This is a genomic window from Winslowiella sp. 2C04 (genome assembly GCF_050037805.1).
In the GTDB taxonomy this organism is placed as follows: Bacteria; Pseudomonadota; Gammaproteobacteria; order Enterobacterales; family Enterobacteriaceae; genus Erwinia; species Erwinia toletana_A.
In genome coordinates this window covers 694778-709987 of record NZ_CP188300.1, presented here as the reverse complement: position 1 = coordinate 709987, position 15210 = coordinate 694778, and the positions used below count along the sequence as shown (strand labels likewise).

Here is a 15210-nt window from a genome sequence, read left to right as displayed (position 1 = left end):
GTAAACCACTACAGCCCTTATATAGCTTATGAATACGTTATTAACATCGGGGAGCAGAACACGAGCTCATGCAGTTTCATTCTAAAGTAAAGGATAGATATAACTATTTTTATCAAAACATTCAAATAAGATGGATAATAAAGTGACCAAACTTCATTGAATAAAGAGCATTAATACTTTATTAACCCCATCACAAAAATGAACAATAAACACACGGCGCGCAGAGCTGTCACGGCTAAAAATAACTACAGCCGTGACAGTTCGTTTATAACATCACTGCGCTTTATACCACCGATTTTGCAGATATTTCAAAGCCTTATCAGTCTGGGGCTGGTTCAGAAAAGCCTGCCTGAAAAGTATCGCGCCATCCACTTCCGGCAGGGCATCGTTCACATCCAGCTGCCTTTTCAGTTCAGGTACTCCCCCTTCGATCGTCCAATCTGGCTCGATAGCGGAAGAGGTGCCAATTTTATATAACGCCATTCCGATATATAAACGGGTATCAGTACCTCTGACGACATCAGACCACCACCCGGCCAGCACATCGTATCTGACAATTTTACGACCAACAGGCCAGTACAGTTGTGGCGCAATGTAGTCCAGTAATCCCAGTTTTACCCACTGGCGGGTGTCTGCATAAGCCGTATCATACGACGGGGCGCCCGCCTGAGTGTCCGATCCCAGCGGATCATCAGCTTTGTTTCGCCAGACGCCAGCCGGGCTGACGCCAAATTCAATATCCGGTTTCAGCGCTCTGATGGTCGAAGAGACCTCTTTGATCAACAGCAAAGTGTTGTTTCTTCTCCAGCTGGCCTTGTCAGGAAAATCTTTTCCATATTCGCGGTAAGTGGTTTCATCCTCCAGGGGAGACTGAGGCGTTTCATAATAGAAGTAATCGTCAAACTGGATACCGTCAACATCATATTTTTTCACCAGTTCCGCGACTACGCCGGTAATCCAGTTGCGCACCTCAGGCAGCCCCGGATCGAGAACAAAACGTCCACTGGCCGTGCGTATCCATTCAGGGTGAAGTGCATAGACGCTTGAAGGCGATGACTGCAGCGTATCGTTAAGTGCAGCAACGGTTTCTGGCCGGGTATTCATCGATACACGGTAAGGGTTAAGCCAGGCATGAAGCTTAATTCCTCTGCTGTGGGCCTCTTTCAACATGAAGGCCAGTGGATCATAACCGGGCTCCTTGCCCACACTGCCCGTCATCACATCTGACCACGGCAATATATCCGAATGCCAGAGAGCCGTGCCGTCCGGCTTAACCTGGAAAAAAACCGTATTAATTCCAGTTTTTACCATTTGATCCAGCGCGTCGGTGAGCGCCCTCTTTTGCAGTCGGATCCTGTCGGCATCCGTTGTCACTTTAAGTGATTCCGCTGGCGGCCAGTCAAGCCCCGCGACCGTGGCAAGCCAAATACCCCGCATCGGTTCTGTCGTTAATGCCGGTTCCTGGCGTTTTTCCGGCCCGGCTTTTTGCGAGCAGCTGACCATTGTCATTAAGCTAATCATGATTAACCCCCAACATAATAATTTTATTTCTGACAGCATCAGAGACTCCTTTCAATCGGGACCGGCGTCATGGGTTCACGATATTTTTCGATCAGCGCACGGGCAATGGCTTCAGTTTCAGCATCGGCGTTGCCGCCAATATCATTCGGTCTGAAATGCATCTGGAATGCAGCGATAATTTTCCGTGTTTTATCATCCAGAATGCCATTCTGAGGCATTTCACCATAACCATAATGCTTCAGTAATGCCTGAAGGCTTCTTATGTCTGCAGGCTCGTAAGGCGAACGGTTGGCAAGATATTTGCTGACCTGTGCCCTGTCAGGCCAGGTACCAATGCCCATGGCCGCCAGCCGTTCCCATGGAAACAGTTTTCCTGGGTCCTGCTTCCGAAGAGGGGCGATATCGCTGTGCCCGAGCACGTTATCAGGCATGATCTGATAGCGATGAATGATATCTTTTGCCAGTGCAGCAATGGCCACAATCTGTTTTTCATTGTAGGGATACCAGGTACGATGCCCCAGCATATCGTCGGTAAAGCCCGGATTGACGATTTCAATTCCGATGGAGGTATCATTAAGATTGCTCCTGCCATTCCAGTTGCTGACACCGGCATGCCAGGCCCGTTTGTTTTCATCAACCAGCTGTAATACCACCGGTTTTCCACGTCTGGACTCCGGCAGGTGCGGAATCAGATAATGGGCGCTGACCTGCTCTTTGGTCAGCGTGTCTAACGACTGAGCATCGTCCAGAGCCGTATAGTGCATAACAAGATATCGCACCCTTTCATTTTGCCCGACAGCTGTAAAGGTATGACTGGCAAAATAGCCGTCACGTTCTTCAGTCTCTGTTGGCGACGTCGCGCAACCTGACACCATCACTGCCAGAATGGCTGTCGCCATCATTTTTTTCAGCGCTGATGCATGAGATATAAAAGCAAACTGCTGCATAAAATTTAACTCCCTGTAAAAACCTGAGGGCCAATTACCAGTCAAAGAAGCCGCTACTGCGGGTCACTTCTCCCGGTTTAACTACCAGCTCAGTCCGGTCCCTTTGGGAAACGCCAAAGTTCCGGTATTGGTCTTCTCGTCGTAGTCATACCAGGTGTTAACCGGTAGCTTCCCTGTTGGCGCACGCTTTCCGGTCAGCACCTCAGCCAGCGATGTCATCGAGTGACCACGCCAGATACCGTTGTCAAAACCGTAATAAGAGTAAGTGGCTACCGCCGCTTCGACGTCTTCGGCATAGCTGACGATGTCATACGGCGCACGCAATGAAAGATGAACACGTTTTTTTCCCAGCCCGGCGGCATAGCGCAGCCAGCCAGAATAAGGAGTCGCGTCGGCACGCGCTTGTGCTTCTGCGGCGGCAAGGCCATCGCGTTCAACCGGCGTAAAACGGGTTGACAGTGTCCCGAGTAGAAAAACGTCACAACTGGCGATATGTTCCTTTATCTGGCTATCCGTCAGATCTGTTTCCTTCGCGGCAACCACCCTCAGATATCCATCCTGTGTCATCACCTTCGCCATGCCTTTGGCCTGCTCGCCCCATGGCGTCAGTATAAAATAACGCAAACCCTTGTCCCTTAACGGCAGCAATGATTGCTGATTAATCACCACGGTGATGGAACGATCGGCAATTTGTTTTTCCAGCCCGCGACTGGCCGAAGCTGAATGCCTCGTTACCCTGCCGGATTCCTGCCCCAGCAGGTTGTAGCGTTCTTTGAGCTTTAAAATGCGCTCAACCGAGGCGTTAATATCGACTTCGTTAATACTGCCTTTTTTAACTTCCTCGACAATATACTGGATCAATTTTGGTAACCGTCTGGCCTGTGAAGGGGCTGAAATACTGACGGGCATCAGTGCAATATCCACTCCAGCGGCAAATACTTTCACTGCGGCATCACCCTGTTCGAAATGGTCAGCGATGGCGCCCATATCCAGCGCATCCGAGATCGTCACGCCGCTGTACCCCAGTTCATCACGCAGGATACAACTCTGTATTTCACGAGACATCGTCGCAGGCACCGTAATTTTCTCACCATTGCGGGTAATAAGCTGACTGTCATCCAGCGCAGGATACTGAATATGGGCAGTCATAATCATATCCGGGGCGGTTTGATTGTCGATGGCCTGTTTATAAGGTGCGATATCTATGGCGAACGCATCTTTCCGCGAGCGATCAACACGCGGCAGACCGGTATGCGAATCAGTGGATGTACTGCCATGACCTGGAAAATGTTTATATGCGGTGATCAGCCCCTGCAGTTTCATCCCGGCCGTCATTTTTTTCGCAAGGCGGGAAACTGTGTTCACGTCGTCGCCAAATGCACGTACGTTAATTACCGGATTGAAAGGATTGGTATTAACATCAACGACCGGCGCAAAGTTAGTATTGATGTATAGCGAGAGCATATCCTGTGCCATAACGCTTCCCTGATTTCTGGCAAGTGAAGCATCAGCGCCCCCCTCAATCGCTGCCGACAATGCCATATTGCCGGGAAATGAAGCGTAATCACCGCGGGGTAATCGGAAAACATTGCCGCCTTCATTGTCCGTGCCGATAAATAATCGCATACCACCCGTTTTCATCGCGGCATACCAGGCCGTCAGCGTCTTAATTTGAATTCTATCTTTCAGATTGTTGGCAAAAAGTATCACTCCACCGATATGATTATCCTTAATCAGCCTGCCAACCGTCTCATCGGGAGCAATCATATCTTGACTATTTTGTCCGTCAGTACCCCAGTAACGAAAATCAAGCATGATTTTTTGCCCGATCTTCTCCTCCAGCGTCATCGCATCTATTTTCTCTACTATATTCACAGGAATTCTCCCTTTCTGAAATACAGACTTTAATAGCCACAGGCAGACTATCATCAAATTCGATAGCATCGGCTATTTTTATAACAGCTATCAGGCAAAAATCGATGGATAATTTATTAAACAAATCATAAATGAAAAAATAACATCACATTTATTATGCTCAATAAAAATGCTTTCAGCCTGCCATATCGTTAAGATTACTGCTGTTTTTCGGATTATTGCTGACAATGATAATTCAGATATTTCCTTACAAATTAGCCTAAGACAATACCTGGGCTCATATCAAACCCGGGTAATAGCATCATAATTTGTGAGGTCGAAAAATCCTAAAAGAGTAATATTGAACTGCTTCGCAAATTAAAGTAAATAATATCTCCGTTACGATTTCGTATACGATTGGTTGTAAAACCTGATGATACAAGTGAGTTCAACCCAAAGGAAGGAGATTCATATGTACAGCATTGATTACAATAGCTATCGCTCTGTAAAAGGTTTCAATCGCCGGGTTCGTTTTCTGGTAATGCATTACACCGCCATTGATTTTAAAGCATCGATCACCGCACTGACCGGTCAATCAGTCAGCGCTCACTACCTTGTTCCTGACCCTTCTGATTCAACCTATATCGATGCGGGTTTTAAAGACATGCGCATTTTTAATTTGGTTGATGAAAATGAACGTGCATGGCATGCCGGAGTCAGCTCATGGGCCGGACGCAGCAATCTGAATGACACCGCCATCGGGATTGAAACTGTCAATTTAGCCAGCGATAAAAATGGCATATTTACCTTTCCTCCCTATAACCCCACGCAAATTGATGCGATTAAACAACTTGCAGTAAATATCCTGCAACGCTATCCGGATATTACGCCGACCAACGTTGTCGGACACAGTGATATTGCGCCAGGACGAAAAAGCGATCCCGGCGCAGCTTTTCCCTGGAAAGCGCTTTATGATGTTGGCGTAGGTGCATGGTATGACGATAAAGTAAAACAACACTACGAGGCTCAGTTTTGTAAAACCCTGCCCGCCAGACAAGACGTTATTGCTAAATTAAGTCGATACGGTTATGACACCTCAACCACTGTTACTGACAGCGGATACAAAAATGTGATCCGTGCACTTCAGCTACATTTTCGTCAACAAAATTACAGTGGAATTCTGGATGCCGAAACTGCTGCGATACTCTATGCCCTGGTAGAAAAATATTTCCCATCAAAATAGCTCAATGCATTTAACCGGGAAGCCGCCACCTATAGGCGGTTTCCGAGCTGGACAGTTAAAAATATCCAGCTTTTTGAAAACATCACGGAAGAAAGTAACTATCGTGATAATTAGTCGATTAACCACTAATGAATCATGGAGAGTGGAATGCTAAGGATATCCCAATTAATTTTAATCTCGCTGATATCAAGCGGATGTAGCTTTCAGGCGGATAGCATTAAAAAAGAGACGTCAGAAAACAGGACACACACTCAAGCGTCGACCAGAGTAAATCTTGATCCCTACACTTCCGATAAGCTAAACGCTATTTTAAAGCAACGTCCAAAGATTGCCCATGATGCAACAGGCAGGATGACAGACGCAATCTCGGCGGACTTTCTCGGTACACCGTATCGGGGAAACATGCTAAAGGGTTCAGCAAATAGTCCCGAAGAGCTGGTGATCGACTTCAGAGGTCTGGATTGCTTCACTTACCTCGACTACGTGGAAGCATTACGCAAATCAACTTCTGCAGCTGAGTTCGTTAATAATCTTATCCAGACCCGCTATATTGACGGTCATATCAGCTTTTTCGATCGAAAACATTTTTTCACCGACTGGGCTTACAGAGAACATAAGCTCGCTGACGATATCACCGCCCAGATAAGCCCCAATGCTGTGACCAGTGTAAAATATCTTAATAAAAAGGCTGATGGCGGGAACTACCTGCCAGGCTTAGCCATTGTAGAACGCAATATCACCTATATTCCGGCTAAATTTATCAATGAAAATGTAGTCAATCGTTTACGGACCGGCGATTTGATTGGCATCTATACCCACCTTGCTGGACTCGATGTGACCCATGTCGGTTTCTTCATTATGACCGACAATGGCCCGGTACTGCGAAATGCCTCCTCACGCAAAGAGAATGAGAAAGTAGTCGATTCGCCTTTTATCGATTATGTGAAGGAGAAACCGGGAATTATCGTTTTAAGGCCTCTCAGTTAGCTATAGCAAAATGAAAAAGAGAGTTACCTTATGGATTGAATGAAATTCATATCGAAACCGGTAACTCTCATTTTCCACAGTAATGATCCAAAAATTTTCTCAAACAATATGCTAAGCCAACTGAAAATTCGGCACTGAAAAATTTAACGTCAGGCTCCCCTGGTTGTCTTCCGACAATGGAAATGAAGTATTTATTGTTAATTTAATCACCGAATGAGAGATGTACGGTCATTCTTTCAGAGTTATAACTATCGCGATCATAAGGCAAATAATTGCTACTTTTTTGTTGCCGTTCAGATTTGCTCAGTTTATCAAACATACCAGGCGATTGATGCCCGGGCATCATACAGACACCTTTAATACAAAAGTGTCTGTCAGTATTTTTATCTAATGACCACTGCAACGGCATTTCTTTGCTAATTGCTTGTGCAGAAAAATTACTGCACACCGTTATCAGCAGGGTAGACAAAATAAATTTTAGGCGCATTTTACATCCTGATTAGATTATGATTAGTGTACTCGACCGTCGTTAATCGATGAAATAATAGCATTTATAGTCAACACCTTACCCGTTATAAGGTAAGGCATTGATTAATATCTCGATTAACTTCGCTGGTATTCAAAGAGATCACCAGGCTGACAGTCAAGAATGTCACACAGCTTTTCTATGGTTGCCAGTTTAACCCCTTTTATCTTTCCATTTTTAAGCATCGAAAGATTTGCTTCAGTCATTCCCATCATTGCAGCCAGCTCTTTTGATTTTATCTTTTTCTTCGCCATCGCGACATCCAGATTTATAATAATAGGCATTTATATTACCTTAAATATAAAGATCCTGTTCATCCTTAATATTTTTTGATTCTTTGATGATCAGTGAAAGTGAGATAAGAATCACACCTTTTATGATATCGTAAGCGGCATCAAAAGACATGCCAACATAATAGACAAAGATTCTTTCTCCTTTAGGTAAACTGACTGATATTGCTAAGCTTTGTAATGTTTCAACGACAGAATAGGCCATCGGAGAAATCGCGCTTAAAATACCGGCAATCAATAATACGTCAGTATTTCTGTTGCTCCAGATTTCGCCTTTGGATAACCGCAAAAAGAATAGCCCTATCATAAATAGCTCTAATGCCGACAGCAGTACCGGTAAGCAAGACAGAATTACGATAAGTGTGTAGCTCAAATTGCTTAGCGTAAACCCCTGATCCAGCAGCAAAGGCTGATACGCTGCGAAATTAGCTAATATATTATTGAGGTATTGGCTCTGCGGTGACAGCCAGGCATACGACTCCAGCACCACATGACCTGCTGCCATTCCCCAAGTGAGCACCACGGTAAACAAGGCAAAAAAAACTAATCTGGCCTTAGCCGGGCTCAGATTGTGTAGTGGGTTCCCTTTCATTTTCATCTCTCCGATTCAAGAGATTATCATATTACGATAATTTTTTATTAGATCAAGATGTTTTTTTGTTTTCTGGGAGGAGAGACTTCACGGTAAAAAAAAGACTCATATCATTGATATTTAGAGAAATAAACTGTCACTGGACTGCTATTTTCCTGAAAATATCGATGCTATCTCAGAGATTTTCGTCGCTTTAACCTTTTTCGAGTTACACCCGGCTGACTGACATGAGAACAGAAATCCATCAGTTAGTTCGGAAATCCTCCAGGACTTAGCTCTTTTTTATTAAGTTATTGTGTTCAAGAAGAGTTGAATAACCGGATTAAACCAATTATTCAGATAAAAAAAGGCCTTCGCGACGAAGGCCAAGGGGATCAAAAAGGGAATATATTGTGTTGGAGAGCGCCTTAAAACCACTGAATATTACACTAGTTGTTTTCCTTAACATCCAGCCAGTTCAACAGCATCGCCGCACTCGCCATAATACTCATATTAGACATATAGCCATCGTAACGATTATTAATGGCAGATAGCTGGTTATTGTAATGGTCGTTCTCTGCCGTCAGAACATCCAGTAACGTTCGCTGACCGAGGTTATACCACTGATCGTAAAACATTTGGCTTACTCGCGCGGTTTCCACTGATAAGCGGTCAAAGTCATCAGCACGAATAAACGATGAATCACGGGTCTGGACCATATTGTTAATCTGATATTCCAGATCACGATAAGCCACTTCATATTGCTGCTGTGCACCATTGGCTTTGGCTCGTGCCGCCATTTGCGCCGCCTTTTGTGAACCACCGCTGAAAACATTCCACTGAACGTTTACCCCGGTGTACCAGCCGTTTTCATCGCCATTTACATCTTTCGCCGTATCCTTTGATACCGTCCAGTTAATCTGCGGCAAGCTGGCTGACTGAATACTTTCTGCTTCATATTCAGCGGCTTTCACCTGGGCCTGTAAACTTAACAGACTGGGGTTTTTATTCAGTGCCGCCAGAGCTTTGGAGGGTGGCAGCTCAGCATCCTGCCATGAAATGCCTTCCGGTAAATTCGGTTCAACACCCAGCAGGCGAACCAGTTTTATACGACTGGTACTGAGCTGATGCTGAATGTCATCGAGGCTGGCGCGCGCTGACAGCAGTTTGGCTTTAGCCTGCACATATTCACTGGCACGGCCTTTATCGGCCGCAGTAATCTGTTCAAGCATATCCGCCAGTTGCTTCATACGTTTGACATAGGCCAGAGCCACCAGGCGATTCTGCTGATAGCGTGCCAGGTTGATTAACTCTGAAACCGTACTGTAGGCCAACTGCTCTTTGGTGTAATCCTGCGTTTTGATTGCCGCATTCATACTTTCCTCGGCGCTGCCTACCTGATTACTGATTTTTCCCCAGTCAAAAATCGGCGTCGTTACCGCCACTGAAGCACTGCTATCGCTGATTTTAGTATTATTTCGGGTAGTGGCTTCGCTGCCCTGATTTGCCAGTGGCGTTGACAATCCTACCTGTACCTGCGGCCAGCGTTGCCCTTTGGTCTGATCGATAGCATAACCGGCAGCCAGCACATCGGCCTGCGAAGAGCGAATTTCCGGACTGTGCGCCAAAGCCATCGCCACCATCTTGCGCAGGAAAGCACGCGACGTGCTATTACGATTGCCGGATTCCGTCGTGGAAGAAGAGTTATCAGGCGTCCGCTTGTCGCTCTCACCTTGTATCTCGCCATCCCAGCGCACATTCTTGTATGCCGGATCGGGTTGATAATATTTCCTCACCGGTGGGAAGAGATCGTACGCACTGTCAGCAAATACCTGCTGGCTGGCAACCTCAGCATCTACTTTACTGGCAGGTTTAATTTCAGCCTTAACTTCAGGCTTAATTTCAGGTTTTACGTCAGCCTTCACCACTGCCTGACTCTGCTGAACCGGCGCAATATCTGCGGCCTGCTGAGCATGCTGGCTGGCATAATCTTTTTGCATCACCATCGGGGGTAAAGAGGCTATATCCTGTTGAGTCAGCCCTGTCGAAGCCGCAGCTTCAGCCTGTGCAGACAGGGAAGTACAGGGTAAAGTCACCGCCATTGCCATTGCTAATTTTAAACGTTGTTTATTATTGACCACTGGCTTATCGCTCCCTGAAAGCTTCTCGTGCTTTTAAAACCGGCTTTAACAGATAAGACAGGATAGTTTTCTCACCTGTTCTGATTTCCACATCAGCCACCATGCCAGGAATAATAGGAAACGTTTTATCCTGAACGTGGAGCGCCGCCTGATTAGTGCGAATATAGACCCGGTAATAGCTGGAGTCTTCACGTCCCGCACGGGCTTTCTCTTCATCAACTAAGGTGTCAGAACTCAGATGTTCGACCACACCACTTAATCCACCATAAATGGAGTAGTCATAGGCGGTAATTTTTACCGTCGCGGGTAGGCCTGGGTGAATAAATGCCACGTCTGCAGGCTTTATTTTAGCCTCAACCAACAAGTTATCTTCCAGTGGAATAATGGTCATAATCTCCGCGCCCTGCTGAATTACGCCACCGCGGGTGGTGGTGCGAATGTTATTTACCGTTCCTCTAACTGGCGCAAGAATAGTGGTTCGGGTCATAATATCCTCGCGCCCGCGCAGAATTTCCTCAGCCTGTGCCAGCTCTGACTCCTGCTTATTCAGTTCGCTGTTGGCATCTGAACGAAAGCGGTTAGTTCGTTCTGCAATCTGCAAACGGAATTCATTTGCCTGGCGCTTCAGACGCAAGATTTCCACATCCGAAACTAATCCTCTTTTAGCCAGCGGTGCAGAAAGCCGCACCTCATCTTCGGCCAGAGACAGGCTTTTCTGTAGCGCATCGACGCTCTCATTCAGCGTCCTTAATTGCGCGTTATAGGCCTGGGTTTGGTCATTGACGATACTTTGAACTCGCAGTACCTCTGCAGGAAACACCAAAGGTGTATCGTAGGATTGTGCGCGCAGGCGGGCAATCGAAGCCTTAAGCCCTAATACCTTTGAAGAGGATTCGCCGTAACTTGAGCTGGCACGCGTTGGATCCATCTTGAGCAGGACCTGGTTTTTTTCCACCACATCCCCTTCATGGACGTACAGCTCCTCGAGGATCCCCCCTTCCAGACTTTGAATAACCTGCTCGCGGCTGGCAGGAATAATTTTTCCCTCACCACGGGTTATTTCCTCAACGCGGGCAAAGTGCGCCCACACCACGGCAACCAACAGAATTAAGCCAATGATATACAACATAATCATACTGAATGGCGTTTTTTGCGAAATCATTGCCGCCTGAAGATCGTTAATAAACATCACATCTTCAGATTCAACCTTTTCCCTGGCATTCGCGTTGCCAGCTTTTCTCTTGGTTTTGCTTTGGTCGGCAGGACTGATAGCAATTCTTTTCAGGCTATTTTCATCATTGACGATTTCGCTACTGTTTTTTTTATTCGCGTCGTCTGCCGGCGGTGACGTCAAGTCATCCTTACGCATTATTCATTCCTTTCACTTGCAGCGAATTTCTTCCGCCTGAATTCAGATATTTTTATTGATTAAGCTGAGCTTTTTTTTGGCTGTTTTTCTGGCTGTTAGCGTTCAGCATCGCAATTACTTCTTCTTTAGGTCCATCAATCTTTACCCGCCCTTCGTCCAGTACGATTAACCGATCAAAAATATTCAGCACGGACATCCGGTGAGTGACAATAATCAGGGTTTGGCCTTCGATGGCCTTTTGTAATTGACGAATAAAGGCGCTTTCGGTCAGCGCATCCATTGAGCTGGTCGGCTCATCCATTAGCAGGATTTTCGGCCGTAATAGCAGGCAACGTGCCAGAGCTACCAGTTGTTTCTGACCACCGGATAAAGCACTGCCCATTTCGCCTACCGGCATATCAAAGCCCAGCGGATGCTTAGCCGCAATATGGTCGAGGCCAGTCATCCTTGCGACGCGAAGAAACTCTTCGGTACTGGCTCCAGGATTACCGATGGTCACGTTGTAACGAAGTGTGCCGTAAAATAACCGGCAATCCTGACTGACATAGCCGATTGCTGCACGCCAGTCGGCTGGATCAACCTGCGTTGCATCAACACCATCAATAGAAATCTGTCCGCTGCGTGGCTGATACAGACGCCCCATCACGCGCAGCAGCGTTGATTTACCGCTACCAATACTGCCGATAATGGCAACGCGTTCACCGGCCTTAATATTGATATTAATGTTATCCAGCACCGGTGGCGGAACCATCACTCCAGGTACCGGATAGGCGAAGCCCACTTTCTTCAGGCTTAAATTGCCGGTAAATTTTGGCGTCGGTAAATAGTTGATTGCCGCATCACGCTCTGTTGGCAAAGCCATTAACTGGTTAAGCGATTTCAGCGCGGTTTTGGCATGCTGATAGCGTAGAGCAAGCGCCACGACGGCTGCCAACGGCCCCAACGAACGTCCAGATAAAATCACTACGCCGATCATTGATCCCATGGTCAAATCTCCGGCGTGGATCAAGTAAACACCGTACAGCACGATCACTACCGTTGTGACCTGCTGCATAAAGGTGACAAAGTTAGAAGTCAGAGCCGACAGATAGCGCGTTTTCATCGATGACGCCGCCGCCAGGGCACTGAAATCATCCCAGCGTTTTTGCATCACGCCTTCACCGCGGGCCGCTTTTAGCGCTTCCAGCCCTTCCACCGTCTCGATCAATAAGCCTTGTTTCAGCGAGATTTCACGAATGTTTTCACTCATATAACGGCTTAATGGCCACTGGATAAGCACGCTAACAATTAAAATAATCGGAATCGCCGCCAGCGGCACAACCGCCAGTGGCCCGCCAATCATATAAATGACAAACATGAACAGAATACAGAACGGCAAATCTGACAGCGTTGAAAGCGTTGCCGAGGTAACAAAATCACGCACTGCTTCAAAATCGCGTAACTGGTTAGCGAATGAGCCGGTGGATTGCGGTTTACTCTCCATCCGCATCGCCATCACCTGGCGGAACAGTTTAGCTCCCAGCACCAAATCGGCTTTCTTACCCGCGACGTCGATTAAATAGGTACGGACTTGCCTTGAGATAAACTCAAACACAATGGCTATTAATACCCCAATAGCCATCGACCATAGCGTGACGTAGGCCTGGGTGGGGATCACTCGGTCATAAACGTTCATGGTGAAGAAGGTGGTAGCCAGCGTCAGAAGGTTGGCTAACAGCGCCGCCAGAGCCGCGCTGTAAAAGTAATGGCGATAGCGCCACAGAGTGCTGAATAACCAGTGACCTTCGCGATTTGCCTGCGGCAGGATTTCATCATCACCGCGTTTATCAAGCTGAGGTTTGGCGTTCGCCACCATGGCGTAACCACTGTAATGCTTAGCGACCTCGGCCTCACTTAACGTCAGACTTCCACCGCTTTCTGGTACTACCATCTGATATTGATAGTTTCCACGTCCACCTTTGCGGGCGGTGATAATGCAGTAGGTTCCATCGTTACGGGCAATCGCCAGCGGGAACAGGTAGGTTGAAATACTGGAGAGATCGCGTTTTATCCATCCGGCTGCGATACCCACCTGGTCGAGCATCCGCAAAGCCAGTTCAGGATCTAATTGTTTGCTGCGCGGTAAACCCGCGTATAACACTTCCCTGCTGGCAAGCTTATTGTGATGCTGGCACAACCATTCCACAGCCCACAACAGAGAATCAGCACCATGATCCTCAATATTGTCAAACGCCTGTGATGAAATCACCGGAGTTCCCGACAATTGTTCGCTCATAACCTATTCCTGGGTTTTTATTTTTTAAACCTGCAATGCAATATTCAGGCTATATAGATAGATTTTTCAGCGCGTAGAATATATTAACCTTCCCGATAAAGATAACAGGCACTTACTTAAACAGAAGATAAAATATAGGCAAATACTTAGATTAATCCTGATTATCTAAGACTATTTATTGTTGGAATGTTAAATTCCTTTTACTCTCATAACGTTAGGATTAAGTAAGTCAAAGATTAAAATAAATAAAAAACGTTGTAAAAATACATACCAGGAGTACTAAACCTGGAAATGGGTGAACGACCAGTACTTTTACAGAACACTCCCACAATAAAAAATAACGGGCTGCCTGTGGCCGCCCGTTATCTGGTTACTTATTTGTAACGTTACCAGCCATATTATTTGACAATAATATCTACCCGGCGGCTGTTACTGTTACAGCCTGAATTTTGCTGGCTGGCACTGACTCCACAGCCTTCCGCTGCCTGCGCCACACCCATACCACTGATATTACGGATAATATTAGGACTAACTCCTGAACGAACCAATGCCTCGAGCACGGTTTGCGCACGTTCTTCAGATAAGCGCAGGTTAGCATCACGATTTCCAATCGCGTCGGTATAGCCTACCAGCTGGATCTCTTTGATGCCGTTTCCTTGCCTGAGGAAGCGCACAATATTATTTAGCTTAGCGACGGATTCCGGCACGATGCCAGCATAATTGCCTTTGGCAAAGCGGAATAAAATGCTTTCCTGAATCAACACCACATCATTACCGTTAACATACTCGCAGGGCTTGACCTGTGATGCACGATTAATGATACGCGTTTGTTTACGCATCGTTCGCAGCGCTTCTTCAGCCGTTGCACGTTCTTCCAGAGCCGTTGTTGAACCACGGGTTCCAGGATTAACATGCAGAAAATAGGTCTCTCCTCCCCGGGCATTAATCTGACGCGCCGGATTTTTTTTACCTTCGTACAATGGTTTATCGTTAAAGTAGGATTCTATTGCATGTGGGCCAGGGGCCACACAGAACACCGTAAACTCACCCGGCATTAATGCAGACTGCAACTCACGGTCAACGTAGATGGTCGCCGGAATTTCACCCTTAGGATAGAAAAACACAATTTGCGCCAGTTCCGGCACTACTCTGGCAACCGGACGATAACCCTGAACAATACGACTCTGAGCAGAAGCATTATTCTCATTAATACTCCCCGATTCAGCCAACACATTTAACGATAATGCACTAAGTACTACAGCTAATACGCTAACGACAACCTTCTTAACGCTATGACAAACTAATTTCATTATATTACTCCGGGCTTACCCGATTTATTCATCCATAAATGGCAATCACTTGCCTGATCATTTTTACGTCATTGCAATGACATTAATAACCTTACCTTTAAATTCATCCTTTTCGCCAAAACCCAATCGTAGTTCCAACGAGATAACAGGACCCGCGGTATCAACCGCGGGTCGTA

General features: G+C 46.5%; 12 protein-coding genes. 2 read left to right on the top strand and 10 right to left on the bottom strand.

Translation table 11 applies throughout. The annotated features are described in order from the left end of the window. Positions 1 to 273 precede the first annotated feature (273 nt). From ACP3TC_RS03025 to ACP3TC_RS03015, 3 genes are all read right to left on the bottom strand, one after another. The gene (locus tag ACP3TC_RS03025) at positions 274 to 1560 is read right to left on the bottom strand and encodes a glycoside hydrolase family 10 protein (protein ID WP_426817495.1); all 1287 of its coding nucleotides are present in this window, start codon (positions 1558 to 1560) and stop codon (positions 274 to 276) included. Beyond that, positions 1560 to 2432 (bottom strand): N-acetylmuramoyl-L-alanine amidase, encoded by an 873-nt coding sequence (locus tag ACP3TC_RS03020; protein ID WP_426818230.1) that lies wholly within the window; start codon positions 2430 to 2432, stop codon positions 1560 to 1562. Before ACP3TC_RS03020 ends, ACP3TC_RS03025 begins: the two co-directional genes overlap by 1 nt. A 117-nt stretch (positions 2433 to 2549) precedes the next feature. Next, positions 2550 to 4343, bottom strand: a complete 1794-nt coding sequence (locus ACP3TC_RS03015; RefSeq protein WP_426817494.1) for a glycoside hydrolase family 3 N-terminal domain-containing protein — start codon at positions 4341 to 4343, stop codon at positions 2550 to 2552. A 451-nt stretch (positions 4344 to 4794) separates the two neighbouring features. Between ACP3TC_RS03015 and ACP3TC_RS03010 the strand changes: the two genes are divergently transcribed. Continuing rightward, positions 4795 to 5565 (top strand): N-acetylmuramoyl-L-alanine amidase, encoded by a 771-nt coding sequence (locus ACP3TC_RS03010; RefSeq protein WP_313853687.1) that lies wholly within the window; start codon positions 4795 to 4797, stop codon positions 5563 to 5565. A 147-nt stretch (positions 5566 to 5712) separates the two neighbouring features. Next, the gene (locus tag ACP3TC_RS03005) at positions 5713 to 6552 is read left to right on the top strand and encodes a DUF1460 domain-containing protein (protein WP_426817493.1); all 840 of its coding nucleotides are present in this window, start codon (positions 5713 to 5715) and stop codon (positions 6550 to 6552) included. A 202-nt stretch (positions 6553 to 6754) separates the two neighbouring features. Here the strand turns inward: ACP3TC_RS03005 and ACP3TC_RS03000 are convergent, their stop codons facing one another. The 7 genes from ACP3TC_RS03000 to ACP3TC_RS02970 form a co-directional block, all read right to left on the bottom strand. After that, positions 6755 to 7039, bottom strand: a complete 285-nt coding sequence (locus ACP3TC_RS03000) for a hypothetical protein (RefSeq protein ID WP_313853690.1) — start codon at positions 7037 to 7039, stop codon at positions 6755 to 6757. A 116-nt stretch (positions 7040 to 7155) separates the two neighbouring features. Then, the gene (locus ACP3TC_RS02995; protein WP_313853692.1) at positions 7156 to 7362 is read right to left on the bottom strand and encodes a helix-turn-helix domain-containing protein; all 207 of its coding nucleotides are present in this window, start codon (positions 7360 to 7362) and stop codon (positions 7156 to 7158) included. A gap of 10 nt (positions 7363 to 7372) precedes the next feature. Continuing rightward, positions 7373 to 7960, bottom strand: a complete 588-nt coding sequence (locus tag ACP3TC_RS02990) for a hypothetical protein (protein WP_313853695.1) — start codon at positions 7958 to 7960, stop codon at positions 7373 to 7375. A gap of 428 nt (positions 7961 to 8388) precedes the next feature. Then, positions 8389 to 10080, bottom strand: coding sequence for a TolC family protein (locus ACP3TC_RS02985; protein ID WP_426817492.1), 1692 nt, complete (start codon positions 10078 to 10080; stop codon positions 8389 to 8391). A 4-nt stretch (positions 10081 to 10084) separates the two neighbouring features. Further along, positions 10085 to 11269 (bottom strand): HlyD family type I secretion periplasmic adaptor subunit, encoded by a 1185-nt coding sequence (locus ACP3TC_RS02980; protein ID WP_313857800.1) that lies wholly within the window; start codon positions 11267 to 11269, stop codon positions 10085 to 10087. Between the two features lie 232 nt (positions 11270 to 11501). Further along, positions 11502 to 13724, bottom strand: a complete 2223-nt coding sequence (locus ACP3TC_RS02975; protein ID WP_426817491.1) for a type I secretion system permease/ATPase — start codon at positions 13722 to 13724, stop codon at positions 11502 to 11504. Between the two features lie 398 nt (positions 13725 to 14122). Further along, a complete protein-coding gene (locus ACP3TC_RS02970; RefSeq protein ID WP_313853699.1) occupies positions 14123 to 15034 on the bottom strand; it encodes an OmpA family protein in 912 nt (303 codons plus the stop codon). Between the last annotated feature and the right edge of the window lie 176 nt (positions 15035 to 15210).

What these genes read in the sequence shown, in the direction of transcription:
- ACP3TC_RS02980 (WP_313857800.1), bottom strand. Translation starts at nt 11,269, where the DNA reads ATGTTTATTAACGATCTTCAGGCGGCAATGATTTCGCAAAAAACGCCA.
- ACP3TC_RS02970 (WP_313853699.1), bottom strand. Translation starts at nt 15,034, where the DNA reads ATGAAATTAGTTTGTCATAGCGTTAAGAAGGTTGTCGTTAGCGTATTA.
- ACP3TC_RS02975 (WP_426817491.1), bottom strand. Translation starts at nt 13,724, where the DNA reads ATGAGCGAACAATTGTCGGGAACTCCGGTGATTTCATCACAGGCGTTT.
- ACP3TC_RS03010 (WP_313853687.1), top strand. Translation starts at nt 4,795, where the DNA reads ATGTACAGCATTGATTACAATAGCTATCGCTCTGTAAAAGGTTTCAAT.
- ACP3TC_RS03025 (WP_426817495.1), bottom strand. Translation starts at nt 1,560, where the DNA reads ATGCTGTCAGAAATAAAATTATTATGTTGGGGGTTAATCATGATTAGC.
- ACP3TC_RS02995 (WP_313853692.1), bottom strand. Translation starts at nt 7,362, where the DNA reads ATGCCTATTATTATAAATCTGGATGTCGCGATGGCGAAGAAAAAGATA.
- ACP3TC_RS03000 (WP_313853690.1), bottom strand. Translation starts at nt 7,039, where the DNA reads ATGCGCCTAAAATTTATTTTGTCTACCCTGCTGATAACGGTGTGCAGT.
- ACP3TC_RS02990 (WP_313853695.1), bottom strand. Translation starts at nt 7,960, where the DNA reads ATGAAAGGGAACCCACTACACAATCTGAGCCCGGCTAAGGCCAGATTA.
- ACP3TC_RS03005 (WP_426817493.1), top strand. Translation starts at nt 5,713, where the DNA reads ATGCTAAGGATATCCCAATTAATTTTAATCTCGCTGATATCAAGCGGA.